Source organism: Streptomyces sediminimaris (genome assembly GCF_047049295.1).
In the GTDB taxonomy this organism is placed as follows: Bacteria; Actinomycetota; Actinomycetes; order Streptomycetales; family Streptomycetaceae; genus Streptomyces; species Streptomyces sediminimaris.
Genome location: NZ_JBJWOT010000001.1, coordinates 6,377,421 through 6,401,181 on the forward strand (window position 1 = coordinate 6,377,421; position 23,761 = coordinate 6,401,181).

At 69.8% G+C, this 23,761-nt stretch carries 20 protein-coding genes; 9 read left to right on the forward strand and 11 right to left on the reverse strand.

What is annotated here, in order from left to right; genetic code table 11:
- Positions 1-204 precede the first annotated feature (204 nt).
- The 4 genes from katG to ACJ9NR_RS29435 form a co-directional block, all read right to left on the reverse strand.
- Positions 205-2,418 carry a catalase/peroxidase HPI gene (katG, locus tag ACJ9NR_RS29420; RefSeq protein WP_412491944.1) on the reverse strand — a complete coding sequence of 738 codons (2,214 nt, stop codon included), beginning with the start codon at positions 2,416-2,418 and terminating at the stop codon, positions 205-207.
- A gap of 24 nt (positions 2,419-2,442) precedes the next feature.
- The gene (locus tag ACJ9NR_RS29425; RefSeq protein ID WP_412491943.1) at positions 2,443-2,889 is read right to left on the reverse strand and encodes a Fur family transcriptional regulator; all 447 of its coding nucleotides are present in this window, start codon (positions 2,887-2,889) and stop codon (positions 2,443-2,445) included.
- Between the two features lie 831 nt (positions 2,890-3,720).
- A complete protein-coding gene (locus tag ACJ9NR_RS29430) occupies positions 3,721-6,840 on the reverse strand; it encodes an FAD-binding and (Fe-S)-binding domain-containing protein (RefSeq protein WP_412491942.1) in 3,120 nt (1,039 codons plus the stop codon).
- A 408-nt stretch (positions 6,841-7,248) separates the two neighbouring features.
- On the reverse strand, positions 7,249-8,955 hold the full coding sequence (locus ACJ9NR_RS29435; RefSeq protein WP_412492390.1) for a hypothetical protein: 1,707 nt from the start codon (positions 8,953-8,955) through the stop codon (positions 7,249-7,251).
- A gap of 259 nt (positions 8,956-9,214) precedes the next feature.
- Between ACJ9NR_RS29435 and ACJ9NR_RS29440 the strand changes: the two genes are divergently transcribed.
- From ACJ9NR_RS29440 to ACJ9NR_RS29455, 4 genes are all read left to right on the forward strand, one after another.
- The gene (locus ACJ9NR_RS29440; RefSeq protein ID WP_412492389.1) at positions 9,215-9,604 is read left to right on the forward strand and encodes a cell division protein SepF; all 390 of its coding nucleotides are present in this window, start codon (positions 9,215-9,217) and stop codon (positions 9,602-9,604) included.
- Positions 9,605-9,679: 75 nt separating this feature from the next.
- Positions 9,680-11,083 carry an AAA family ATPase gene (locus ACJ9NR_RS29445; RefSeq protein ID WP_412491941.1) on the forward strand — a complete coding sequence of 468 codons (1,404 nt, stop codon included), beginning with the start codon at positions 9,680-9,682 and terminating at the stop codon, positions 11,081-11,083.
- Positions 11,080-11,439, forward strand: coding sequence for a nucleotide pyrophosphohydrolase (locus ACJ9NR_RS29450; RefSeq protein WP_412491940.1), 360 nt, complete (start codon positions 11,080-11,082; stop codon positions 11,437-11,439). The genes ACJ9NR_RS29445 and ACJ9NR_RS29450 overlap by 4 nt, the downstream gene beginning before the upstream one ends.
- A 188-nt stretch (positions 11,440-11,627) precedes the next feature.
- On the forward strand, positions 11,628-12,098 hold the full coding sequence (locus tag ACJ9NR_RS29455; RefSeq protein ID WP_412491939.1) for a DUF6099 family protein: 471 nt from the start codon (positions 11,628-11,630) through the stop codon (positions 12,096-12,098).
- Positions 12,099-12,502: 404 nt separating this feature from the next.
- Here ACJ9NR_RS29455 and ACJ9NR_RS29460 read toward each other — a convergent pair whose 3' ends face one another.
- Entirely contained in the window at positions 12,503-12,664 is a 162-nt protein-coding gene (locus ACJ9NR_RS29460; RefSeq protein WP_412491938.1) for a hypothetical protein, read from the reverse strand.
- 315 nt (positions 12,665-12,979) lie between these two features.
- Here ACJ9NR_RS29460 and ACJ9NR_RS29465 point away from each other — a divergent pair, with 315 nt between their 5' ends.
- The gene (locus tag ACJ9NR_RS29465) at positions 12,980-14,419 is read left to right on the forward strand and encodes a recombinase family protein (protein WP_412491937.1); all 1,440 of its coding nucleotides are present in this window, start codon (positions 12,980-12,982) and stop codon (positions 14,417-14,419) included.
- Between the two features lie 118 nt (positions 14,420-14,537).
- Here the strand turns inward: ACJ9NR_RS29465 and ACJ9NR_RS29470 are convergent, their stop codons facing one another.
- The 4 genes from ACJ9NR_RS29470 to ACJ9NR_RS29485 form a co-directional block, all read right to left on the reverse strand.
- Entirely contained in the window at positions 14,538-15,920 is a 1,383-nt protein-coding gene (locus tag ACJ9NR_RS29470) for a replication initiator (protein ID WP_412491936.1), read from the reverse strand.
- 276 nt (positions 15,921-16,196) lie between these two features.
- Positions 16,197-16,394: a hypothetical protein gene (locus tag ACJ9NR_RS29475; RefSeq protein ID WP_356768167.1), complete on the reverse strand. Its 198-nt coding sequence runs from the start codon at positions 16,392-16,394 to the stop codon at positions 16,197-16,199.
- Positions 16,391-17,692 carry an FtsK/SpoIIIE domain-containing protein gene (locus ACJ9NR_RS29480; protein WP_412492388.1) on the reverse strand — a complete coding sequence of 434 codons (1,302 nt, stop codon included), beginning with the start codon at positions 17,690-17,692 and terminating at the stop codon, positions 16,391-16,393. Before ACJ9NR_RS29480 ends, ACJ9NR_RS29475 begins: the two co-directional genes overlap by 4 nt.
- Positions 17,692-18,039: an SCO3933 family regulatory protein gene (locus ACJ9NR_RS29485; RefSeq protein ID WP_412491935.1), complete on the reverse strand. Its 348-nt coding sequence runs from the start codon at positions 18,037-18,039 to the stop codon at positions 17,692-17,694. The genes ACJ9NR_RS29480 and ACJ9NR_RS29485 overlap by 1 nt, the downstream gene beginning before the upstream one ends.
- Before the next feature lie 168 nt (positions 18,040-18,207).
- On the opposite strand from ACJ9NR_RS29485, the gene ACJ9NR_RS29490 reads away from it, so the two are divergent.
- Positions 18,208-18,987, forward strand: a complete 780-nt coding sequence (locus tag ACJ9NR_RS29490) for a GntR family transcriptional regulator (RefSeq protein WP_412491934.1) — start codon at positions 18,208-18,210, stop codon at positions 18,985-18,987.
- Positions 18,988-19,394: 407 nt separating this feature from the next.
- On the opposite strand, the gene ACJ9NR_RS29495 is transcribed toward ACJ9NR_RS29490, so the two are convergent.
- Positions 19,395-19,691 (reverse strand): hypothetical protein, encoded by a 297-nt coding sequence (locus ACJ9NR_RS29495; protein WP_412491933.1) that lies wholly within the window; start codon positions 19,689-19,691, stop codon positions 19,395-19,397.
- A 310-nt stretch (positions 19,692-20,001) separates the two neighbouring features.
- A complete protein-coding gene (locus ACJ9NR_RS29500; RefSeq protein ID WP_412491932.1) occupies positions 20,002-20,565 on the reverse strand; it encodes an ATP-binding protein in 564 nt (187 codons plus the stop codon).
- Between the two features lie 264 nt (positions 20,566-20,829).
- Between ACJ9NR_RS29500 and ACJ9NR_RS29505 the strand changes: the two genes are divergently transcribed.
- From ACJ9NR_RS29505 to ACJ9NR_RS29515, 3 genes are all read left to right on the forward strand, one after another.
- Positions 20,830-22,182 (forward strand): NsdA family TPR-like regulatory protein, encoded by a 1,353-nt coding sequence (locus ACJ9NR_RS29505; RefSeq protein WP_412491931.1) that lies wholly within the window; start codon positions 20,830-20,832, stop codon positions 22,180-22,182.
- Between the two features lie 104 nt (positions 22,183-22,286).
- Entirely contained in the window at positions 22,287-23,123 is an 837-nt protein-coding gene (locus ACJ9NR_RS29510; protein ID WP_412512773.1) for a TIR domain-containing protein, read from the forward strand.
- A complete protein-coding gene (locus ACJ9NR_RS29515; RefSeq protein WP_412491930.1) occupies positions 23,110-23,652 on the forward strand; it encodes a hypothetical protein in 543 nt (180 codons plus the stop codon). Before ACJ9NR_RS29510 ends, ACJ9NR_RS29515 begins: the two co-directional genes overlap by 14 nt.
- Positions 23,653-23,761 lie beyond the last annotated feature (109 nt).

A 23,761-nucleotide genomic window follows, 5' to 3' on the forward strand; every position in this document is an offset into this window, starting at 1 on the left:
CGGCAGCCCTGCCGGCGGCCGGGTTCCACCGCCGTCATCCGCGACGGCGACGACAGCGGCGACGGCGGCGGTGGCGAGAGAGACCGTGACCTGTGGGGAGGTGTGCCCGCTGTCCCCCGCTGAGGCCGCGCCCCCGCTGATGCCCCGTGCGGACAGCCAGGGCCGGCCCGAGGCGGGCCGGCCCTGGTGGGTGGTGCGGTGGGATCAGACCAGGTCGAACCGGTCCAGGTTCATGACCTTGACCCACGCCTTGACGAAGTCCGTCACGAACTTCTCCTTCGCGTCGTCGCTCGCGTAGACCTCCGAGAGGGCGCGCAGCTCGGAGTTGGAGCCGAAGACGAGGTCGGCACGGGTGCCGGTCCACCGAACCGCGCCGGAGGCGTCACGCGCCTCGAACATGGTCTGGTCCTCGGAGGTGGACTTCCAGGTCGTGTCCAGATCGAGCAGGTTGACGAAGAAGTCGTTGGTCAGCCTGCCGGGCGTCTCGGTGAGGACGCCGTGCTTCGACCCGTCGTAGTTCGTGCCCAGCACACGCAGGCCACCGACCAGGACGGTCATCTCGGGGGCGCTCAGGTCGAGCAGGTTCGCGCGGTCGAGCAGCAGGTACTCGGCCGGCAGGCGGTTGCCCTTGCCGACGTAGTTGCGGAAGCCGTCGTACTGCGGCTCCAGCGCGGCGAAGGAGTCGACGTCGGTGTGCTCGTCGGTCGCGTCGACTCGGCCGGCCGCGAACGGCACCTCGACCTCGACACCGGCGTCCTTGGCGGCCTTCTCCACGGCCGCGGTGCCGCCGAGGACGATCAGGTCGGCCATGGAGACCTTCTTGGCGCCGGTGTTGAACTCGGCCTGGATGTTCTCCAGGGTGCGCAGGACCTGCGCGAGCTCGTCCGGGTTGTTGACCTCCCAGCCGCGCTGCGGCTCGAGGCGGATGCGGCCGCCGTTGGCGCCACCGCGCTTGTCGCTGCCGCGGAACGTCGACGCCGACGCCCAGGCGGCGCCGACCAGCTGCGGGACGGTCAGGCCGGAGTCGAGGATCCTGGCCTTGAGCGCCGCGACGTCCGCGGCGTCGATGGCCTCGCCCTCGGCCCCGGGCAGCGGGTCCTGCCACAGCAGCGTCTCCGCCGGGACCTCCGGGCCGAGGTACAGGGACTTCGGGCCCATGTCACGGTGGGTGAGCTTGTACCAGGCACGGGCGAACGCGTCCCGGAACTCCTCGGGGTTCTCGTAGAACCGGCGGGAGATGGGCTCGTAGATCGGGTCGAAGCGCAGCGCCAGGTCGGTGGTGAGCATCGTCGGGCGGTGCTTCTTCTCCGGGTCGAAGGCGTCCGGAACGGTCTCCGGGGCGTCCTTCGCCTCCCACTGGTTGGCACCGGCCGGGCTCTGGACCAGCTCGTACTCGTACTCGAAGAGGTTCTTGAAGAACCCGTTGCTCCACTGGGTCGGGGTGTTGGTCCAGGTGACCTCGAGGCCGGACGTGATGGCGTCCTTGCCCACGCCCGTGCCGTAGGTGCTCTTCCAGCCGAGGCCCATCTGCTCCATCGGGGCGGCCTCGGGGTCGTCGCCGACGTTGTCCGCGGGGCCCGCGCCGTGGGTCTTGCCGAAGGTGTGGCCACCGGCGATGAGGGCGACGGTCTCCTCGTCGTTCATCGCCATCCGGCGGAAGGTCTCGCGGATGTCGCGGGCCGCGGCGATCGGGTCCGGGTTGCCGTTGGGGCCCTCCGGGTTGACGTAGATCAGGCCCATCTGCACGGCGGCGAGCGGGTTCTCCAGCTCGCGGTCACCGGTGTAGCGCTGGTCGTCCAGCCAGGTGGTCTCGGGACCCCAGTAGACGTCCTCGTCGGCCTCCCACACGTCCTCGCGGCCACCGCCGAAGCCGAAGGTCTCGAAGCCCATCTGCTCCAGCGCGACGTTGCCGGTGAGGACCAGCAGGTCGGCCCAGGAGATGGACTGGCCGTACTTCTTCTTGACCGGCCACAGCAGACGGCGCGCCTTGTCGAGGCTGACGTTGTCCGGCCAGCTGTTGAGCGGGGCGAAGCGCTGCTGACCGGCGCCGGCGCCGCCGCGGCCGTCGCTGATGCGGTAGGTGCCCGCGCTGTGCCAGGCCATACGGATCATCAGCGGGCCGTAGTTGCCGAAGTCGGCGGGCCACCAGTCCTGCGAGGTGGTGAGCAGCTCGGCGATGTCCCGTTTCACGGCCGCGAGGTCGAGGGCCTGGAACGCCGCGGCGTAGTCGAAGTCCTTGCCGAGCGGGTTCGCCACGTCGGGGTTCTTGGCGAGCACCTTCAGGTTCAGCCGCTCCGGCCACCACTGACGGTTGCCACCGCCCTGAGTCGGGTGCGCGGCACGCTGGTGCGCGACCGGGCAGCCGCCGGTGCCCTCCGCCTTGGGATCGGTCACGATTGCATCGGGGTTCTCAGACATGACAGTCCTTCCGAACTGGGTGGATCACGGTGCTGAAGTGGGGGCTTCGGTGGAACAGTCGGGGCACAGGCCCCAGTAGATGACCTCGGCCTCGTCGACCGCGAAGCCGCGGTCGTCGGAGGCGGTCAGACAGGGGGCGTGGCCCACCGCGCAGTCGACGTCGACGACGGTTCCGCACGATCGGCACACGAGGTGGTGATGGTTGTCACCGACCCGCCCCTCGAACCGGACCGGGCTGCCGGGCGGCTCGAGGCGGCGGACGAGTCCTGCCGTGGTGAGCGCGTGGAGAGCCTCGTACACGGCCTGGAGGGATATGTGGCCCACGCGGTCGCGCACTCCCGACGCGATCGCTTCCACACCGAGGTGGTCGCCCTCGCGGACGGTCTCGAGCAGCGCTACGCGGGCAGCCGTGACCCGCAGGCCGGCACCGCGCAGCTCAGCGGCGGTGTTCGGGGTCTGGGACGCGGTCATGGCATCAACCTAGCCGCACAAACACGAATAGTTCAAGAAAATGAACCCGCCAAGTTTTGCCACTCCGCCGATCCTGCCCGCGCGCACCGGGGGCGACCGCGCTCGTCGGCCCGCCCGGGCGCCCCACCAGCAGCCCTTCCCGCACGGGGGCGCCGGGCCGCGGGCCGAGCGGTCCGGCCGGCCCGGCGCGGCACGGCCAGGTGCGGGTCCGTCCGTGCGGAGTCCGTTTACGACACGTGCGGGGTCTGTTTACGACACGTGCGGGGTCTGTTTACGACACGTGCGGGTTCGTTTACGACACGTACGGGACCGTGTGACACGTGCGGGACCGTGTACGGGGCGTGCGGGACCCTGTACGGCCGGATGCCGTCGTCGGGCCCGCGCAGGCGCGTCCGGTCAGCCCACGCCGTCGATCCGGACACGCATTCCGTCACCGTCCTGGCCGCTCGGTCGGTGGGGTCGCTCGGTGGGGTCTCAGTGTGCACCGGTGCGCGTCGGCAGACGGGCGGCACGGCCGTTCCCGGGCGTGGCGGTGTCCGCCGCGCCGTGCGCGCTGCCCGCCGACAGCGGCGGCGGGGGCGGCGGGGGAGCGGACAGCGGTTGGGTGCCTCGGGGCGGCGGTACCGAAGGCGCCCGGCGGCTCCGTTGCCGAAGCCGCCGGGCGGCTGTGGGGCCGCGTCCGCCTCCTCCGGCAGCGGCGACTCCGCCGGCCGGGTTCGCGGTCGCCGGACCGGTGGCGGGTGCGCCGGGGCCGGCCGCAGGCGTGCCGGGCCGGCGGCGGGCGCGTTCGTCCCGGTGCGTGGCCGCTCCGGCAAGGCCCCCTGAGGGGCGCTACCGCCGCAGCCCGCGGGTGATCCCCGCGGCGGTGAGCGCCGCGCCCAGCCCTGCCCCGGCCAGCGTCAGGGCCTTGGCGCGTCGTCCCGGCGGGGCGGGCCGCACGCCCGGACCCGTGGCGTAGGCGCTGCCGTGCGCGCCCCTGGGCAGGCCCGAGGCCAGCAGCTCCGCGAGGTGCACCCCCTCGTGGCCGCCGCTGTCGAACTCGTGGACCTGGGTACGGCAGCTGAAGCCGTCCGCGAGGAGGACGGTCCCCTCGTCCTCCTCGCGCAGCCGGGGCAGCAGGACCCGTTCCGCACATGCCTCGCTGACCTCGAGGTGGCCGCGTTCGAAGCCGAAGTTCCCGGCCAGCCCGCAGCAGCCGGAGTCCAGCCGCTCGGCGTCGACGCCTGCCCGTGCCAGCAGTTCCCGGTCGGCGTTCCAGCCGAGCACCGCGTGCTGGTGGCAGTGCACCTGGGCCAGCGCGCGCGCCGAACGGTCCGGCACCCGCGGCGGCTCGTAGCCGGGAGAGTGCTCGGTGAGCAGTTCGGCGAGCGTCACCGTCTGCTCGCACAGCCTGCGGGCGTCGTGGTCGCCGGGGAAGAGCTCGCTCAGGTCCGAACGGAACACGGTGGTGCAGCTCGGCTCGAGCCCCACCACGAGCCCACCGGCCCGGACGTGTCCGGCGAGTTGCCGCACGGTGCGGGTCAGCACCCGTTCCGCGACGTCGAGTTGGCCGGTGGAGATCCAGGTCAGCCCGCAGCACAGCGGCTCCTGCGGCAGTTCGACCCGCCACCCCGCGTGCTCCAGCACCTCCACCGCCGCGCGCCCGATGTGCGGGTGGAAGAAGTTGGTGAAGGTGTCCGGCCACAGCAGGACGCTGCCGCGGGATCCGTCGCCGCGGGTCTCACGGCGTGCGGCGAACCACTGCTGAAGCGACTGCCGCGCGAACAGCGGCACCTCCCGGTCCTCCACCCCCGCGATCGCGCGGGCCGCCCTGGCCAGCGGCGGGGTGTGGGTGAGGGCGTTGACGAGCGGGCCGAGCCGGAGGCGGTCGACGGCCTGGGCCGCGAGCGGCAGCCAGCCCATGGACAGGTCGGAACGGGGCCTGCGCCAGGGCCGCCCCTCGTAGTGGTGGGAGAGGAACTCCGCCTTGTAGGTGGCCATGTCGACATCGGCCGGGCAGTCCTTCTTGCACCCCTTGCAGGCCAGGCACAGATCGAGCGCGTCGCGCACCTCCTGCGAGCGCCAGCCGTCCTTGACGGCGCTGTCGCCGTGCCCGTCGAGCATCTCGAACAGCAGCCGGGCCCGCCCTCGGGTGGAGTGCTCCTCCTCCCGCGTCACCTGGTACGAGGGGCACATCACCGAGCCGCCGTCGGTGGTCTGCTGCCGGCACTTGCCCACGCCCACGCACCGGTTGGCGGCCTGCGCGAACGACCCGCCGTCGTCCGGGAACCGGAAGTGCAGGTCGCGGGGCGCGTACGGGGCCCAGTCGCCGCCGAGGCGGAGGTTCTCGTCCAGCCGGTAGGGGGCCACGACCTTCCCGGGGTTCATCCGGTCGTGCGGGTCGAACACGGCCTTCAACCGGCCGAAGGCGCCGATCAGTTCGTCCCCGAACATCCGCGGCAGCAGCTCGCCCCGGCTCTGCCCGTCCCCGTGCTCCCCGGAGAAGGACCCGCCGAACTCGGCGACCAGGTCCGCCGCCCGCTCCATGAACCGCCGGTAGGCCGCCACCCCGTCGGCCGTGTACAGGTCGAAGGGGATACGGGTGTGCACACAGCCGTGCCCGAAGTGGCCGTAGAGGCTGGGCCCGGTGTCGCTGAGGTAGCCGAACTCCTCGTAGAGGCTCGTCAGACGGCGCAGGTAGTCGCCCAGCTTCTCCGGGGCCACCGCCGAGTCCTCCCAGCCCTCGAAGGTGTCGGCGTGCCCCGGGACGTGCGCGGTGGCCCCGAGTCCCGCCTCCCGCACCTGCCACAACGCGTCCTCGTCGGACGGGTCGTCGAGGAAGGCGACCTCGGCTTCGTGCTCGGACTCGTGCAGCCCCCGGAGCATCCGGTGGGCCCGCTCGTCGGACTCCTCGACGGTGTCCGCGCCGAACTGCACCATCAAGAAGGCGTTCCCGTCGGGCATCTGCTCCCGCGCCTTGGGGTTGAGCCCCTTGATCCGCTCGTCCCTGAGCAGCCGCGCGTCGATGCCCTCCAGCGCGATCGGCTCGTACGGCAGGATCGCCGGTACGGCGTCGGCGGCGGCGGCGATCTCCGGGAAGCCCAGGACGACCAGCGTCCGTTCCCGCACCACGGGCACCAGTTCCAGCTCCGCCCGCAACACGGTGACCAGGGTCGACTCGCTGCCCACGAGCAGCCCGGCGACGTCGAAGCCGTGCTCAGGCAGCAGCGAGTCCAGGTTGTAGCCGGAGACCCGGCGCGGGATGTCCGGGTAGCGGCGGCGCACCTCGTCGCCGTAGCGGTCCCGCAGGGCGCGCAACCTGCGGTAGACCGAGGCCCGCAGGTCGCCCTGCCGCTCGATCTCGGCGTACTCCTCGTCACTGGTCTCGCCGCACCAGAAGCGGGTGCCGTCGTAGAGCAGTACCTCCAGGCGGGCGATGTTGTCGACGACCTTGCCGTACGCCTGGGCGGTGGCGCCGCACGAGTTGTTGCCGATCATGCCGCCGATGCAGCAGTTGGCGTGCGTGGCGGGCTCGGGGCCGTAGCGCAGCCCGAGGGGGGCGAGTTGCCGGTTGAGCTCGTCGAGGACGATGCCGGGCTGGACGACGCAGGTGCGGGCCTCCTCGTCCACGGACTCCAGCCGGTGGCAGTACTTGGAGAAGTCGATCACCACCGCCGCGTTGGTGCACTGCCCGGCCAGACTGGTCCCGCCGCCGCGCGAGAGCACGGGGGCGTCGTGCTCGCGCGCGACGGCCACCGCCTCGGCGGCCGCCTCGGGGGTGCGGGGCACGACCACGCCGATCGGGGTCTGCCGGAAGTTGGAGGCGTCGGTGGAGTAGGCGGCCCGGCTGCCGGCGTCGAAACGGATCTCGCCGTCGACCCGTTCACGCAGCGCGGCCTCGAGCCGCGCGGTGTCGACAGGGGGCTCGGCCGCCCTGCGGACGACGGGTGCGGGCAGGTCCGATGCGCCCATGTAGGCCCTCCTTCGGTCGCCGTACGGCAAGAGATGAACGGGACGGCCGGGTACCCAGGCGCGGCCGGGCCATCCGTTCCGCCGGCCATCGCGTCCCCGGCCTCCCGGCGCGTCACGGCAGCGACCGGGCACCGTCTCCGGCCGGTCCGGGCCCACGCCGCGGGAGAGGGCCGTGTGACGGTGGAGCGGAAGAGGCCCTGTGACGGCGGAGGCGAAGGTGGCGAAGCTTCGCGGGGCGGCGGAGGTGGCGGAGGTTGCGGGGCGGCGGAGGCGGCGAAGGTTGCGGAGGCGGCGGAGGTGGCGGGGCGGCGGAGGCGGCGAAGGTTGCGGAGGCGGCGAAGGTTGCGGAGGCGGCGGAGGTGGCGAAGGCTGTGGAGGCGGCGGATGTGGGGGAGCCGGCGCGTTCCGTCAGCCGGAGGTGAGCCGGACGTAGCTGCTCGACAGCGTCTGCGGCGTCGCCGTGAAGGCCCGCAGGCGCACGTGGGTGCTCGGCTTGGCGGGCAGGACGTACGTCCCGGAGGCCGGGCGGATCTCCACCTGGACGGTGCTGTGGGCCGGCACCGTGGCCGGGCCCCGCACCAGCGACCAGTACGCGCCGGAGCCCTGGTTCCTCGTGAGCATGAAATGCGGCGTCAGAGCGGTGTCGTCCACATTCGTGACCTGGAGTGTCAGCCGGGAGACCACGTTCGCCGACGGGCGCCGCACCGCGACGACGCGCATCCGCAGCGGCGGCGCCCCGGTGGCCGCCACGGCCGCGCTCACCAGCGCCGGGGCGATCAGGAGCACGGACGCGGCGATCAGCGCCGTACGGCGGTGCGGGCCGCGCAGCGGACGCGGGCGCGGCTGCCAGGCGCGGGCGAACTCCGGCAGGGGAGCGGTGACCGCCGCCGCCAGCCACAGCGGCGTCATCATCAGGTAGTAGCCGTCCTGCGAGCGGGTCGCCAGGTAGAAGGCGCACCAGGGCAGGACGGTCGCCGCGGGCCCCAGACGGCGCATGAAGAGCACCAGCAGCGCCAGCAGGGCCGCGGCCAGCAGCACGCTCGCGTGCGCGTACCAGTCGAGCCGGTCGCTGCCGTCGGTGAAGTACAGGGAGATGTCCCCGAGGCCCTGCCCGTGCAGGGTCGCCCCCTGGGTCAGCGGCAGCGCGATGCCGGTGATCCAGGTCCCCGGCTCGCTGACGGCGAAGTACGTGTTGATCAGCAGCCATACCGCGGCGGCGATGCCGAGGATCCGCGCGATCACCAGGGCCGCGGCACGCCGGCCCAGCTCTCCCCGGCGCACCGCGTAGATCCCGGCCAGCAGGAACGGCGCCAGGAACCAGGGCAGTTGCTGCGCCGCGCACGCGGCACCCAGGCACATGGCCCGGGCCACGCCGGCCGGCCCCAGGCGGCCGCCGCGCCCGATCCGCGGCCAGTGCACGACCACCGGCATCAGCAGGGCCAGGGCCGTGATCGCCGGGTAGCCGAGCCGGGCGTAGGAGGGAAGGAAGCCGAAGCCGAGGCAGGCCATGGTGGCCGCCGACCGCCACGGCGTGGGGAGCATCCGCCACAGCACCACGGTGCCCACGACGAGGGCGCCGGTGCTCACCGCCGTCGCCGGGGCGCCGCCGTGGCCCAGCCACAGCAGCGGCACGGTGAGCAATGGGGCCAGGGGCGGATAGCCGTAGGTGTAGTCGTAGCCGCCGCTCACGGTGGTGGTGAGCGCGACGCCGTGCTGGAAGAGCCAGGGCCAGGGCTGCCCGTAGACGGGGTGGCCCGCGACGAGTTCGTGGGCGGCCTGGGTGGTCAGGATCGCCTCGTCGGAGCCGCCGTGGTTCATCACCCAGGCGCACAGGGCGAGCGTGACCGCGGTGACCAGGACGCAGCCGTCGAGCCGCGCCAGCGAACGGGCCCGGCGCACCACCGGCGTCAGCACCCCGCAGACCAGGATCGAGGCGTAGCAGACCGAGATCGCCGCGGCCACCGGCAGCCGGTGGCCGGCCGCCTGGGTCCACACCGAGCGGGTGCCGATGAAGAGGCTGACGTCCGCCAGCAGGGTCAGGACGCGGTGCCATTGGGCGGGCGGTTCCGGGAGGGGGGAGGACACCACCGAGGGCGACCGCCGACCGGGTGCCACCAGCTGCGCTTCTGCCACGTGCACGTCAGGGGACGCTAGCCACGCCCGGTGACCGGGACATGGCCGGGGGTGAAGAGCCGGGTGTGAGCCCGGTAAGAAGCCCCGACCGGGCAGGAATCCGGTCGTTCCGGACGGTTCCGTCCGGCTGCCCCGCAACGGTCACGGCGGTCGCGGACCGTGTCGCTGTTCGGCTGAACGGGTGACATGCCGTAAGAATTGGCTGGTGCAGGCATGGAGCGCGGATCAGTTGGGGGAACCGGTGAACAGCCACGACGTCACCGATGAGCAGTGGGCGGGACTTGCGCAGGTCGTGCCGCTGCGGGGACGCGACGCCTGGCCGTCAGCGGTCGACCACCGCTCGCTGCCCGAGGCGGAGACGGAGACGCGCCGCCGCTTCGTGGTGCTCCGGGTGAACGTCTTCGCCGACGCCCGGGACGTCGCCGAGACCCTGATGGCAGGCGTCCCCGTCCTCCTGGACCTCACCGGCGCGGAGTCCGAAGTCGCCAAGCGTGTGCTGGACTTCAGCACCGGCGTGGTCTTCGGCCTGGCGAGCGGCATGCACCGCGTCGACCGCAACGTCTTCCTGCTCACCCCGGCGGACACCGAGGTCACCGGCGTGATGGAGGGCGCCGGGATGCCCGGAGTCTGACCCCGGTCCCCCGATCGTAGGAAGCTCCCGACGACGGAACGGTTCACCTGGCACACCTGGATCTACGGTCCGGACATGACCGTGTCACCTGTGCCGTCGGGGGCGAAGCCGTCCGGGGCGAAGCTGTACGAGGCGAAGCCGTACGAGGCCAAGCCGTATGAGGGGCCCGGCGAGGGCGCCCGCGCGTCCGCGGCGGGAGCGCGGTCCGCGGACTGCGCCGGGGTGGATCGAGCCGGAGTGGAGCGCGCCTCGGCGGAGCGTGCCGAGGTGGACCGAGCCCCGGCGGAGCGTGCCGAGGTGGACCGCGCCGAGGCGGAGCGCGGCGTTGCGGACCGCCCACACCTCGTCCGCCCCTGTCTCACCGAGCTGCGGCTGTCCGCCTTCGCGGGGCACCGGGGGGCCGGGTTCGGGCTCGGGCCGGTCACCGTGCTCGCCGGCGGCAGCGGGCGGGGCAAGACGACCGCCCTGCGGGCCTACGAGGCGCTCGCGCGGCTCGGCGGTGGCGCCGAGGTCGGGGAGGTGTTCCCGGACCCGGGGGCGTGTGTGCCGGACCGGGCACGGCCCGACGCGCAGCGGCGGCGGGGATTCCGCATCGGGTGCACCGCCGACGGGCCCGAGGGGCCGGTCCGGCTCGACGTCGCCGTGCAGGCCGAGCCGGAACTGCGCGTCGTGGGCGAGCGGTTGACCGCCGACGGGGTGGTGCTGCTGGAGACCGCCCTGCGCGACCCCTCCCGCCGCACCGTGCAGGCCGCCTGGCACACCGCCGGCTCGGCCCCGGTGACCCGCGCCCCGCTGCCCGACGACCGGCTCGGCACCGCGCTGCTGCCCCTGCGTGTGGCCGGCAAGACCGATGGGCAGCGCCGGGTGCTGGCCGCCGCCGAGCAGATGGTGGTCGCCCTGCGGTCGGCCTTCGCCTGCGATCCGCGCCCCCGGCGGATGCGGTCCCCCGTGCCGATGGGCTCCGGCCGGCTCCTCGGCGGCTGTGACAACCTCGCGGACGTGCTGTGGCGCACCCGCGCCGAGTGCGGACGCCGGCACGCCCTGCTCGTCGACGCGGTGCGCGCCGGATGCCCGGGTCCGGTGGTCGATGTACTCGCCGAACCGCTGGGCGACGGCACCGTGCGGGCGGTGCTCGACCGCGGCGACGGCTTCCGTACGGCTCTGCGCCGCCTCGGTGACGGCGAGTTGAGGTACCTGGCGCTCGCCCTGGTCCTGCTGACCGGCCCGGGGGTGCTGGAGGTGGACCCCGCCGGCGAGGTGCCCGCGGCGATGCAGACGCTCACCGTCCTCGCCGACGGCTTCGACCGCTCGCTCGACCCGCGGCAGCGGCGGGAGCTGCTGCGGCTCGCCGCGCGGACGGGCCTGCGCGGCCACATCCGCATGGTGGCGGCGGTGAGCGACACGTCGTGGATCACGGGGGCGGACGGCACGGCGGGCGCGGGGACGGACGGAGTCACGGTGGTACACCTGGACCCGTGAGCGATCCCCAGGGCCCCCGGGCCGGAACCCCGCACCAACCCCTCGACGTGGCGGGGTTGCAGCGCAGGCTGGCCGACTTCGCGGCCGCCCGCCGCTGGCAGCCGTACCACACCCCCAAGAACCTCGTCGCCGCCCTCAGCGTGGAGGCGTCCGAACTGGTCGAGATCTTCCAGTGGCTGACGCCGGAGGAGTCGGCCCGGGTCATGGAGGACCCGGACACCGCCCACCGTGTGACGGACGAAGTCGCCGACGTCCTCGCCTACTTGCTGCAGCTGTGCGAGGTGCTGGGCATCGATCCGCTCGCGGCGCTGAGCGCGAAGATCGACCGCAACGAGCGAAGGTTCCCCGCGCCCTGAGCCGACAGTGAGGAGTGGTTGAGTCCGCTTTCACTCTCCGCAGTCGTAATCCGGCCTGAATTCGGTTTGTTGTCCACAGATTTCGGTCTTCCTCTGGCTTTTCGTCCCACACGCCCTCACTCTGGGTAGTGGACAACGGAGTTCGGGCAGACGCGTGGGCAGCGCGTCGGGACGGACGGGGGCAGCGCATGGACGCTGTGCGGCTCATCGTGACGAGCAGACGCGCCCTGACAGGGAGCGGGGCTGCGCCGGAGACCATGGAGGAGGTGTGGCAGGCGCAGGCCCTGGCGCAGGCGATAGGAACCCGCCTCGCGGTGGCCGGTCCACCTGAACTACGCGGTGAGGCGCTGGGGTTGACGGAGCTGGCGGGCCGTGGCTGCGGTGTCCTGGACGCACCGCGCCTCGCCACCGAAGACCTGCGTGCGGCCCAGCTCACCGAGTTGGGTGACGCCCGTCAGGCGCTCCTCTTCCTCGACGGCCTGCTCGGCGAGGTGAGCATCGCCCTGGTGGGCGTCGCGTGCGCCGCGGACGACGAGGGCACCTACTGGCAGTGCATGGAGGCCATCGACGCGGCGGACGAGTCCAGGGACCGGGTGCGGGAGATGCTGCGCAGGCTGGCGGATCGGGAAGAGGCGTTGCCGCAGAGGGAGGCGGGCTAGGGTCCGCCACCGGGGTGCCCGCGCCCGCACCGGCACGGGCAACGGCACTGGCGCGCCCACCGAGACCGGCGACGAACACGTGCGCCCGCGCCCGCGCTCGCACTGGCACCCGCGCCCGCGTCCGCACCGGCGCAAGTGACCGTCATGGCGCCGGCACCCGCGCCGCAAGCAATTACCACGGCACCCGCACCGGCGCAGGCACCCGCCATGACACCGGCACCCGCGTCCGCACCGGCGCAGGCACCCGCCATGACACCGGCACCCGCGTCCGCACCGGCGCAGGCACCCGCCACGGCGCCGGCACCCGGACCGGCGCCGGTGCAGTGGCGGGCGCAGGCATCGGTGGCGGTCGGCGCAGGCACCGGCACCGGATGTCCGCGGGCCTCCGCCGGGTGCGGCCGGTGTCAGCCGGACTCCTCCTCCGCCCCCCGCCCCGCGGACTGCAGGTCGGCGTCCAGTGCCGACAGATCCGCGTTCAGCGCCGCCATCAGTTCCTCCATCTGCTCCAGCAGCCCCTTGGGCCGGCCGGTGCCTCCGCCCTGCTGCGGAACGGACTCTTCGGACATGACGGCCTCCTCGACCCCGGGCCCCGAGACAGGCCCACGCGGGTGACACACCGGCGAAGACCGGCCGGCGCGGGCGCCGGGCGGTCCGGCTCCGCTCGCCCAACGATCGCCATAAGGCCCGGTCACTGGCGGGTGCCTGCCCCGGGCGCGGCGTTGACGGATTTCACCCGACCGTGGAGGCGGGCGTTGCACCGGCCGGGGGGAAGCGGGCGCCATAGGACACCGGTGGGGCCGGCCCGCCCGGGAGCGTGCAGGATGGACGCATGGATCTTCGCATCTTCACCGATGTCATGGCCCTTTCATACACTCTTTCTCATGAGGCAATCGAGGAACGGCAAGCAGGCGAAGCCCGACGGCGGAGACGCGGCGATCTACTGCCGGATCTCCCAGGCCGGCGACGAGGACCAGACAGGGGTGGACCGGCAGGAGCGCATCTGCCGGGAGACGGCGGATCGTCTCGGCGTGCACGTTGCTGACGTGTTCGTGGACAACAACCGATCCGCGTGGCGTCGGAATCGCGAGCGTCCGGGGTGGGACGAGTTACTGGAGAACATGGCGACGGGGAAATACCGGCACGTTCTCGTGTACCACCCCGACCGCTTAATGCGGCAGCCCAAGGACCTGGAACAACTGCTCGCGGTTGCCGATGACCAGCACATCACGCTGCACGGTCAGGCCAACCGCAGGGATCTTTCCGACCCCGATGATCGCTTCATTCTGCGCATCGAGGTTGCGCACGCTTGCCGCTCTTCGGACGACACGTCCCGGCGGATAGTCTCTGCGTTGGAGGAAAAGGCGCGTGCGGGCGATCCTCACATGAGCAAGCGCCCTTACGGTTACACGCCGGACCGGCGTGCAATCGTGGAGGAGGAAGCGGAGGTCATCCGGGATATTTTCCGCCGCTACCTGGACGGCGAATCACCGGAAGCTCTGGCAAGGGATCTGCATGAGCGAGGGATCACAACGGCCCAAGGTAAGACCTGGCAAGGCACCAACATTCGCAATCTTCTTTCGCAGCCTTTCCTTGCGGGCATACAGGTCTACCGAGGTGAACAAATCGGGACCGGGAACTGGCCCGCGATCATTGACCTTGGGCAGTGGCAGGAAGTGCAGGAAGTACGTTCCTACCGCGCCGCGCAGCACACGGAGGGAAAGCGTCCTCAGCGTTACTACCTGCTCCGTGGGGTTGCCACCTGTACGTGTGGGCAACGCATGGCCGGGAGCAAGACCAAGGCCAAGGCGAACTATCGTTGTACGCGAATGGCTTTCAACGGTGAGGGAAAGTGCCAGCGAGTGATCGCCGCCGACCCGCTTGAGGCGGCAGTTAAGGACGTGGCACTTGAAGTCCTGGAAAAGCTAGACGTCACCGGGCACAAGCCCGCAACCACTTCCCGGCCGGAAACCGATGTCAAGGCCGACGAGGACGACGCCCGGCAGCTTCAGGAACTCAACCAGATGTGGCTTGCGAAGGAAGTTCCCACTCCTGAATACCGGACGATGCGCCGGGCAATCGAAGACCGGATAAAAGAGCGCCAGCGCCGTACCGTGCAACGACCGGTGGCTGTGCTACAAGGAATCGCAGGACCCGACGCCCGCAAAGCATGGGCAGAGCTTGAGAATGAAAGAAACTATGCGCGCATGAATGCCATTTACCGCTTTCTATTCTCGGCGGTAATCATCCATCCGGCCAAGAAAATGGGGAGGGGGCTCGACCTGGGCCGCATCGAGATCGAGCCTGCCCCCTTGTGGGACTAGCGTTCCGGTTTGGGACTGAGGAGCCGAGCAAGGCGCTCTGCGCTCTTCGGTCCCAAGCGGGTCGGGAATTTGGCAGTCTGCTTCTTCACCCATCGGGCCCGCTCTTCCTCACGAGGGTTCAAAGGCCGCTACCCCCGGACCGGTCCATTTCTTCTCGAACGATCTCTCGGAGGACGGCTATGTCATCAGCGACTCCGGCTGCGATGAGCGCGGCACCGGGGGTGTGGCCGGAGCCGACGTAGCGCCAGTGCCGTTCGGTGACCGCGTCGGGCATGTCGTCGTGGCCCATGTGGTGGGCGCGTTCGGCGCGGAGTGCTGCGTAGGTGGTCGAGTAGGCGCGGGATTTGGTGAGGATGTGGCCCCGGTAGCCGAGCGTGTGTGTCCAGGAGCGCAGGCGCAGGTGCTCGAACTCCGGCAGTCCGCCGAGACGCCAGCAGGCCCGCATGAGAGTCCGCACGTGCTTGCTGACCCGTGCGGCGTCGATGTCGGCCCAGGTGGTGAGCGGGTGGTCGGTGCCGGCGCCCGTCTCGCTCGCGCCTTTGGTGACGTACTTCGCGACGTACGCAGCCACGGCATCGTCATCGGGTCCGTCGTCGTCGGCGCGCAACGGCCGGGCATCGACCTGGGTGCCCCAGCGCAAGGCCAGTTCACCTACGGCCGGGCTGTAGGGAGTGTGGACCAGAACCCGCTGGGCGGACGCGCACACGGCATCGGCGAGCAGTTCGGCAGTGCCCCAGGCCGGGGGTTCGTCGCCGGGTCCGTTGGGGCCGTCGAGGCGAACCACGGCATGCACGTGGACGGCCGCCCGCTTCTGGTACTCAGCAACCCTCGCGAAGGACAGCCGCGCGTGCCGAGCAAAGCGGGATTGTACGAGGCCGACCGAGGAGGCCAGGCGCCGCCTGACGTTGATCACGAACCGATCCCACAGCTTTGAGGCGTGCGCGTGCCACAGCACGTGGGCCGTGTAGTCGTAGCAGTCGGCGCACAACGGTTGGCCCACGAGGGGTACGTCCGGGGCGTGGACGGCGCCGCAGCCGAGGGAACGGCCGTGTTCGCAGGTTCCGCCGTCGCGGCGGGGACGGCACGTCTCCCCGGTCCGGTGCACGGCGCCGAAGGACGGGGCGGTGAGGGTGACGAAGAGCCGGGGGCGGTGGCGGACGGCCGCGGGGACGTTCTTGCCGCCGAGCAGGCCCGCGCGGACGAGGTGGTAGGTGTCGCCTGCGTGGAGGCGGGAGCAGGCGGGGCAGACGGTGGCGCGTCGGTTGCGGCAGCGGACGAGGAGGCGTTCGCCGGGCTCATGGCGGGTGTCGTAGTGGCTCAGGATCTCGCCGGTTGCCCCCTCCAGGGTGGTGGTGGAGCCGGAGAGGTGGACGGGGTGAGCACAGCCGCCGGTTGCGGTGATCTGCTCCAGCCAGCGCGGGAACTTCGGATCTTGGGCGAGGCGGATGGCGTCGCGGTCTGCTTCGGACAGCTGACGCAGGCGCGCCGCGCGGTCGAGCACGGCGCGCCTGTCAGCCGGGGTGAACTCCGGGGTGATGGTGGTGACCTTCCGGGGTGGGCCGCCGTAGCGGCTCGGTGGATGGGTGGTGCGCCGTCGTCCATGGGGTTGTCCTCTCGGTGGTCCGGTGGGTGGGGTTGTTGGTCAGCGGATGGTTCCGGTGCCCCGGCAGATGCGGCAGCGCCGCAGCCGTCCGGTCCAGGTCTTACGGGCTCCGTCGCCCTTGCAGTTCGGGCACCTCACGCGGGGCATGGGCATGGCGTGCGTTCCCTTCTGGGGTCAGGTGTGGGAGAAGCCGCTGATGAGCCAGGTGACGAGGCCGTGGATGGTGAAGACCACGGGGGTCTGGCCGAGGTAGACGCCGAACAGGCCGACGCAGACCGCTTCCCAGGCCCGGACGTCGCGGGAGCGGACGAGGAGGACGGTGATGATCCCGAAGATCACCGCGAACGTGAACGCCGTTCCTTCGCTGATCACCGGTCGTCTCCTTCCAGCACCTCAACGACGCCGTGCAGGGCAGGCAGCGTGGGCGTGGTGGCCGCGTACTTCTGCGTGATCGTTACGGCCTGTTCGGTGGGCGTGAGGTGGGAGCGGGCACGGCTCCAGCCGCCCTCCTGGCCCGTGCACACGGCCACGCCGCGTTCCTCCGCCGTGATCGACTGCGCGACGGCCACCGCGTCCTTGTTGAGGTCGCCCAGGGTCATCTCCGCCGTGCCGGGGTCGTTGACCCGGTGGCAGATGCGGCCGCCGAGCTGTGCCCGCAGGGCGGTGACGCCGGGGCCGAGGTCGGAGCCGACCCGCTGTCCGGCGACGACCAGGTGCAGGCCGAGCGCGGCCCCGAGTTGGGCGAGGCGGAGCAGCAGCGTGGAGCACTGCTCCGCCTCCGCCTTGCCCTCGCGGGTGCCGTCGGAGAGGTACAGTTCCGCGATCTCGTCGACGATCACGACGACCGGCACCGGCCGCAGTCGATCGGGGAGCTCCCAGATCGAGCGGACACCGGCCGACCGGCACGCCTGCATGCGGTCGCGCATGTCGACCGCCAGGGCGGACAGCACGGTGACCGCTTCCCGCCTGCACGTGGCCAGTGCGCTGAGCCGTCCGGCGAACAGGCCGAGTTCCATGCCGCCCTTGCAGTCGATACCGACCAGGGCGACCGGCTGCGGGGCAAGCTGGGTGATCAACCGGGCCAGCAGGGTGGACTTGCCCGAGCGGGTGGCCCCGGCGATGAGCCAGTGCGGCACGAGCCGCAGGTCCATCACCCACGCCCCACCGCTCTCCAGGACGCCGACGAGGGCGGACAGGAGTGCGGCCGGAGCGGTGGCTAAGCCGGGCCGCTGGAGCGGATCGGTGGCCGTCGCCGTCAGCAGGACGAGCCCGCGTTCCGGCGAGGTGACCCGCACCGCATGGACCTTCCACGCGTGCACCAGGGCGTCCGCCGCCTTCATGTACGTGGCCGGGGTCTGGCCCGCGTGCAGCCGCACCATCACGGTGAGCCCCAGCCGGGTGGCCCGCGGGAACGACAGCCGCGGAGCGATCGGCCTCAGCGGATCACCCTTGACCATCAGATCCCCGAGCAGCCCGCGGGGCGGACGCTTGGAGACGGCGAGGTCATTGAGCATGGTGACCTTGCGCCAGGTGGCCAGCACCCGGCAGGCGGTGACCGGGTAGCCGGTCAGGTACCAGTGCCAGACCGGACGATGCCGGCGCACCAGGTCCCCGACCACGAGCACCCAGGCCAGCACGGCCAGGGCGAGGGCGAGCAGGAGCGGTCCCATCACGCGTCACCGCCCTTGCCGTGCGCCGGGCCGCCGTGGGCGGGGGTGATGGCGTCGGCGCGGAAGCTGACGCCGTGCCGGTCGCCCATCGCCCACACGAACGCCGTCAGACCGGTGACCTTGACGATCTGGCCCGCGTCGAGGCCCTTGGGCTCACCACTGACCGCGATCTCGATGACGGAGATGCGCCGTCCGTCCGGCCGCACGGTGACGGCCACGCTGTAGACCGGGTTGCCGTCCCGGTCCTTCTTCACCTCCTGCGTCTCGGAGTTGCTGAACTTCACCTCAGGCGCGCCTGCGCACCGCAGTACGCCCAGTCGTGCCGTGTCCACGGGTATGGACTGCATTTCGTTGGCCTCCTTGGCCAGTCACGACGCCAACTCTGATGCTGACGTCACTTGTCCTTACGAGTTACGACTATGGAGGTCTGTACGGGACGAGTGCAACTACTTATGCTGACGAGTGACGTCGCGCGTGCGACGTGCCTACGACCCCGACCCGTCGGAGATGCCCAGATGTCGGAGATCCAGCGCCCCGGAGCCCTCTACCAGCAGGTGGCCGCCGCGATCCGGGAAGCGATCCTGTCCGGCGAGTTCGCGCCCGGCTCCCTGCTGCCCTCCGAGGCCCAGCTCATGACGCGCTACGGCGTCTCGCGGCCGACCGTCCGCAACGCGGTCGCGGCCCTGCGCGCGGAAGGACTCATCGACGTCCGCCACGGCAAAGGCAGCTTCGTCCGCGCCAGCGGACAGCCCCACCTCACCATCGAGCGCCGTATCAGCCGCACCACCGAAGGCAAGTTCGTGATGCCTAACGGCGACACCTGGCAGGAGGCCGAGGAACCGAGCACCTACCGCACCCACACCACGAAGGACACCGGCCGCCTCCTCCAACTCGACGAGGAAGAGGCCCTGTTCGGCTGCGACCGCCTTCTCGTCGACCCCAGCACGGGGACGCGCGCCATGCACCGCACACTGATCCCGTTCGAAGTCGCCGAAGCCGTGCCGCTGCTCGGCAAGGAACCGTGCAAGCCTGCGGCAGCGATCTACTGGGTACTCACCCAGGCCGGACACAAGCTGACGTGGACCGAGACGGTCCGTGCCCGCATGCCGCTGCCCGACGAGCGGACCGCGCTCCAGCTCCCGGACGCGACCCCGCTCCTGCACCTTGCCCGCGTCACGCACGACGCCGACGACCGGCCGCTGTTCCTCGAAGAACTCCGCTTCGGCGCAGACCGTGCCGAACTCGCCTACCGGATCACCGCCGACAAGCAGCCCGCGCGACGCGCCCGCACCTGACCGGCCACGGCAATCGGTCGAAACAGCCTTCACTTCCTCAAGGGCGCGCCTGCGGCGCGCCGGGGCGCCCGGCCGCCCCGGCCGGGCGTGCGGCGTGGCCGCCGGTCCCGTCCGGTCGCCGGGCGCCCCCGCCCGCAGCACGCCCAAGGAGGCGAGGCGACCACCGGCCGTAGCGGGCTGGGGCGTGGTGGGCTGGGGGTCGACGGCCTCCGAGACTTTAGGCAGCTCCCATGGGGCGAGCCTCGAAGAACAGGGGGCCGATCGGGCTATTGCGGGCAGGTCCAAGGACTGCCCGATCCGCTGGCGAGCGTAAGGCCCCCTGTTCACTCGCCCCATGGCAGCTACCGCCCAAAGTCTCTCCAGCCGGCGACGTGCCCACGCGCACCGCTCACCAGCGAAAAGACTCCTCACGCTGCACCACCGCTGCCATCCGCGCGCGCCTCCAGGAGCCAGGCGAGTCGCACCACGGCATCGGGCCAGCCCACGAGGCGTACGACCCCGCGCCCGTCGTCGTACGTCGAGGCCACAGCCCGTAACTCCGACAACTCGAAACCCTCACCCAGAAACGCACGGTTCAGCCGGTCGGCAGCGGTGCGCGCCTCACGCCACCCCGCGATGTAGTCCACGCCGGACACCCACAGACCGAACTCCCCGCCCGCCACGTCGAGCCCATCACCGAGCCACTCATCACCCGTGCCAGTCATCCCGCCACTCCCACTCTGGTAACAGATCGTCAACTCTCTTTGGACTAGGGCAGATGTGCAGCACAACGACCCCGGTACCATCAGGCACCGGGGATCGCTGTGTCCCCTCCCGGACCACCCCGGTTGCTGCCAGGCGCGGGGGTGGTCCGGTCTCGGTATGAGGTTGTGGAGCGTGACTCCCGGGTCCGAGTGGGGAACTCGGCGGACAGTCCCGAGGAGCCACGCCCCGATCACCGGAGAGCGCACCCTCCGGCCCCGGACTGCCGCCCACTCCCAAGGGAGCTACGCGGAGGCGACAGCTCGGAGATCATCAAGACGGGTCGTCAGAGACTCCGCCGCCGAGGTCGAGGCGACACCACACGGTCTTGCCGCCCTTGTCCTCAGGCGTCCACCAGGTCGCCGCTGCCAGCCGTTGAACGATGAGCAGTCCCCGCCCGCTGTCGGGCAAGATCGCCTCCGACAGCTCTCCCATCAGACCCGGCGAGAACGTGTCCTCCATCGGCAGCAGGGGAGGAGTCGAGTCTTCGTCCGTGACGCCGATGAAGAGCCACTTCGGCCACAGCTTGAAGGTCACATCGATGCGCCGAGCGCCGCCGGGTTGCGCCAGGCAGAGTTCCGGGACCGCGTGGTTCACGACGTTGCCCACGAGTTCCGACACGATCAGTCGGGCATCATCCACGATTTCGTTCGTACCTCCGCGCTCAAGGAACACGGCCGTCATGTCACGCGCCACTCGCGCCGAATCGCGGCACTCGGCGAAGAGGGTCAGCGTCAGGAAGTTCCCGGAAGAAGAGGGGTCGGGCGCCGCGAACCAGTGAGCGAACGCATCTAATTCCTGCACCACTCGCTCGTGCCGATCTTTCCTCGCGTCCATCACACAGTTCCGTCTCTGGCCACGCCTGCCGAGACCCTCCCGGCAGGGTGCCCCAGAGTCCACCCCATGCCCGGCCGTCGCTCCCCCCACTGGGGGATCCCCCACTTGGGGACCCCCAAGGCCCCTTGGGCTACCCCTGACCCCACTCGGCCCCCTCCGCTTGGGAAACCCCCTGGGTAGACTCGCCAGACGGACAGGACGCGAAGATCGAAAGAGAAGATCGACCCAGAAGAGACGTTTGGTCAATCACGATGGGGAAGTGAGATGACCGCAGCGGCACCGACACCGGCAGCTCTCCCGCCTCACGTTCTGGAACGCGCGGACGTGCGGTCGGCGATCTCCAACCACGACTTCGGAGAGGTCTTCAGACTCGCCAAGATCCACGGAAACATCAGCTACGCCAAGATCGCCGAGGCAACCGGGTACAAGCCGGAGCACATCGGCAAGATGGCCCGCCCCGAGACCAACGGCAACGGCGTCCGCCCACGGATCATCCAGTTCCACAAGATCCTCGAAGTGGTGGACGGCCTACGCATTCCTGGTTACCTCGCAGGACTCGCCCCGCGCCCGTGGGAGCTGGAACGACCGGCCAGAGCCACCAAGCCGGAAGACCCCAGCACCCTGATTGCCAAAGGTGGTGCAGGGATATGGGACATCGCAGAGATGCTGCGTCGCACGGAGATGTCCAGCATCAACGGCGCGGCTCTGGAATCGATCGAGCAGGGCATCGATCAACTGGCCCGCGCCTACCCGTACGCCAACGCTGACTACTTGCACGAGCGCACCAAGAACGGCCTGCACTACGTCACCAAACAGCTCGAAAGCCGGATGACCCTCCGCCAGCACCGCGAACTACTCGTCGACGCCGGATGGCTGTTCCTGCTCAACGCGTGCGTCCAATACGACCGGGGCCAGCGCGAGGCCGCCAACCTCAGCAAGGCCGCCGCACTCCGCATCGGTGAAGAGGCCGGGCACGGCGAGATCAAGGCGTGGGCGTGGGAGATCGAGGCATGGTTCGCCCTCACCCAGAGCCGCTGGCAAGACATGCTCACCGCCGTCGAAGCCGGACACGTGGCCGACCAAACACACTCCGTCGGCGTGCAGCTCTACGCCCACAAGGCCCGCGCCGCCGCACGCATGGGAGACGCCCGCCTGGTCCGTGACTCCCTCGACGCCGGCCGCGCAAGGTTGGACCGGCTTCCCCGGCCCGACCACCCCGAACATCACTTCATCATCGACCCGGACAAGTGGGACTTCTACGAGATGGACGCCTACCGCCTCCTCGGACACGACGAGCGCGCCGCCACCCACGCCCGCTCAGTGATCAACATCAGCACCGGCCCCGACGGAACCGAGATCTCCCCCATGCGCGCCGCCGAAGCCCGCCTCACACTCGGAGTCGCCGCCGCCCGCACCGGCGAGATAGAAGAAGCCATCGGCATGGGCACCACGGCCCTGGAAACCGACCGCAAGTCCCTCCCATCCCTACTTTTGGTCGCTGCCGAGTTGGACAAGGAACTCCGCGCCCGCTACCCGCGCGAGAGCGCCACCCGTGAATTTCACGAACAGATCATGACCATCAAGCGGGGCTCAACCACGCCCGAGCTGCCATTTTGAACCGCGTTGACCATCGAATGGCCATCACGAAGAAGATTTGAATGTCGCTAAGTGTTCAATAACGAGCAGCTCGGGAGTTAGAAATCCGTCGCACACGAGTTTTTATTAGTTACGCTCACGAGGACAGTGCACTAGCGCGAATTGTCACGGATGGGCTGGGTCGACGGTTCGATGTTGTCTATCCGAAACGAGTGGTGCGTCCTGGAGAAAACTGGACTAAATCATTTCGCGACGACATTCGAGCAAGCGATATCGTGGTCGCCCTCTTGTCGCCTGCATCCGTGACAAGTAAGTGGGTTAACAAGGAAATCGAATACGCTCTATCGCCCGACATCGACCGCCGCGGCGCCCAACTCATCCCAGCGCTCATTGCGCCAACGGAACTGCCCACCGCGCTACTCAACCGTCCGGTGATCGATCTTGCGAGCGATATCACATTAGGGCTGCAACATCTTGTAGAACAGATCGATATCACGTCCCTCATAGACTTTGACGAGCTAGACTCCATGAAGTTTGAGGGTTTGATCGCCGATCTACTGGAATCCGTTGGGTTTCATCTGGAGAGAGTGCATAGCCATGGAGATGTGGGCGCTGACATACGCGCCTCGTACAACCGCACAGATCCGTTCGGGTTACCTGAAACAGATGTGTGGCTCGTAGAGACAAAACTGTACTCACATCAACGCGTATCAATTCAAGCAATTAGGAACTTCGCAGGCGCTCTCGCTACGGCTCCTGGCGGAACGCATGGATTGCTTGTCACGAATGCCCAGGTGACTTCCGTAGCCCGAGACTATGTCAGGGAGTTAGCGCAAAGATCTAATATTATCATGCGAGTTCTCGACGGAATTGAACTCAAGAATCTTCTCCGGCAGCGCCCACAGATCGTATCCCGACACTTCGGCACTTCGACAGAGGTGGGGCGCGATGGCCACTCCTGAGGAGATACTCAGAACCCAGCTCAGGGCTGTTCCGCGCGGAGCCTCCGGCTGGAAACAGTTTGAGGATGTCGCAATCGCCATACTGATTCATCTATTCGTACCACAACTTTCGAACCCTTTTATCCAGCCTAGGTCACACTCTGGAATCGATCGCCGCGATGCGATATTTCCGAACCGTAACCACGGCGATTCTAATCACTGGGGAAGGCTCTTACGCGAGCTAAGCGCCCGTATGATTCTGGTTGAGTTCAAGAACTATGACAGTGAGGAGGTTGGCAAGGACGAGGTGAATCAGACGCGCAACTATCTAACCAGGCCGATGGGGCGTCTGGCACTGATCGTATCGACAAAAGAGCCCAACGAAGCTGCCCACGTAAAACGAAACACCGTGTACGCCGAAGATGAAAAGGTCATCCTATTTCTAAATGTAGAGCACCTCAATGAGATGTTGTACATGAAAGAGCGTGGTGAAGATCCGGCAGACCTCATAATGGATCTCGTGGAGCGATTTTACATTCAATGGGAGTAATTGTGTTGTCCTCATGGTCGAATACGCCGCGGGTAATACGGCCATGGCTCTTGCCGTCCAGCCGGTGGTCCGATCGCGTTACGTGTATAACTGAGCCCGGGAATGAGGC

Bases quoted from the DNA above. Each gene is read 5' to 3' on its own strand.
- katG (WP_412491944.1), bottom strand. From the start codon at position 2,418: ATGTCTGAGAACCCCGATGCAATCGTGACCGATCCCAAGGCGGAGGGC.
- ACJ9NR_RS29425 (WP_412491943.1), bottom strand. From the start codon at position 2,889: ATGACCGCGTCCCAGACCCCGAACACCGCCGCTGAGCTGCGCGGTGCC.
- ACJ9NR_RS29430 (WP_412491942.1), bottom strand. From the start codon at position 6,840: ATGGGCGCATCGGACCTGCCCGCACCCGTCGTCCGCAGGGCGGCCGAG.
- ACJ9NR_RS29445 (WP_412491941.1), top strand. From the start codon at position 9,680: ATGACCGTGTCACCTGTGCCGTCGGGGGCGAAGCCGTCCGGGGCGAAG.
- ACJ9NR_RS29455 (WP_412491939.1), top strand. From the start codon at position 11,628: ATGGACGCTGTGCGGCTCATCGTGACGAGCAGACGCGCCCTGACAGGG.
- ACJ9NR_RS29460 (WP_412491938.1), bottom strand. From the start codon at position 12,664: ATGTCCGAAGAGTCCGTTCCGCAGCAGGGCGGAGGCACCGGCCGGCCC.
- ACJ9NR_RS29465 (WP_412491937.1), top strand. From the start codon at position 12,980: ATGAGGCAATCGAGGAACGGCAAGCAGGCGAAGCCCGACGGCGGAGAC.
- ACJ9NR_RS29480 (WP_412492388.1), bottom strand. From the start codon at position 17,692: ATGGGACCGCTCCTGCTCGCCCTCGCCCTGGCCGTGCTGGCCTGGGTG.
- ACJ9NR_RS29485 (WP_412491935.1), bottom strand. From the start codon at position 18,039: ATGCAGTCCATACCCGTGGACACGGCACGACTGGGCGTACTGCGGTGC.
- ACJ9NR_RS29490 (WP_412491934.1), top strand. From the start codon at position 18,208: ATGTCGGAGATCCAGCGCCCCGGAGCCCTCTACCAGCAGGTGGCCGCC.
- ACJ9NR_RS29495 (WP_412491933.1), bottom strand. From the start codon at position 19,691: ATGACTGGCACGGGTGATGAGTGGCTCGGTGATGGGCTCGACGTGGCG.
- ACJ9NR_RS29500 (WP_412491932.1), bottom strand. From the start codon at position 20,565: ATGGACGCGAGGAAAGATCGGCACGAGCGAGTGGTGCAGGAATTAGAT.
- ACJ9NR_RS29505 (WP_412491931.1), top strand. From the start codon at position 20,830: ATGACCGCAGCGGCACCGACACCGGCAGCTCTCCCGCCTCACGTTCTG.
- ACJ9NR_RS29515 (WP_412491930.1), top strand. From the start codon at position 23,110: ATGGCCACTCCTGAGGAGATACTCAGAACCCAGCTCAGGGCTGTTCCG.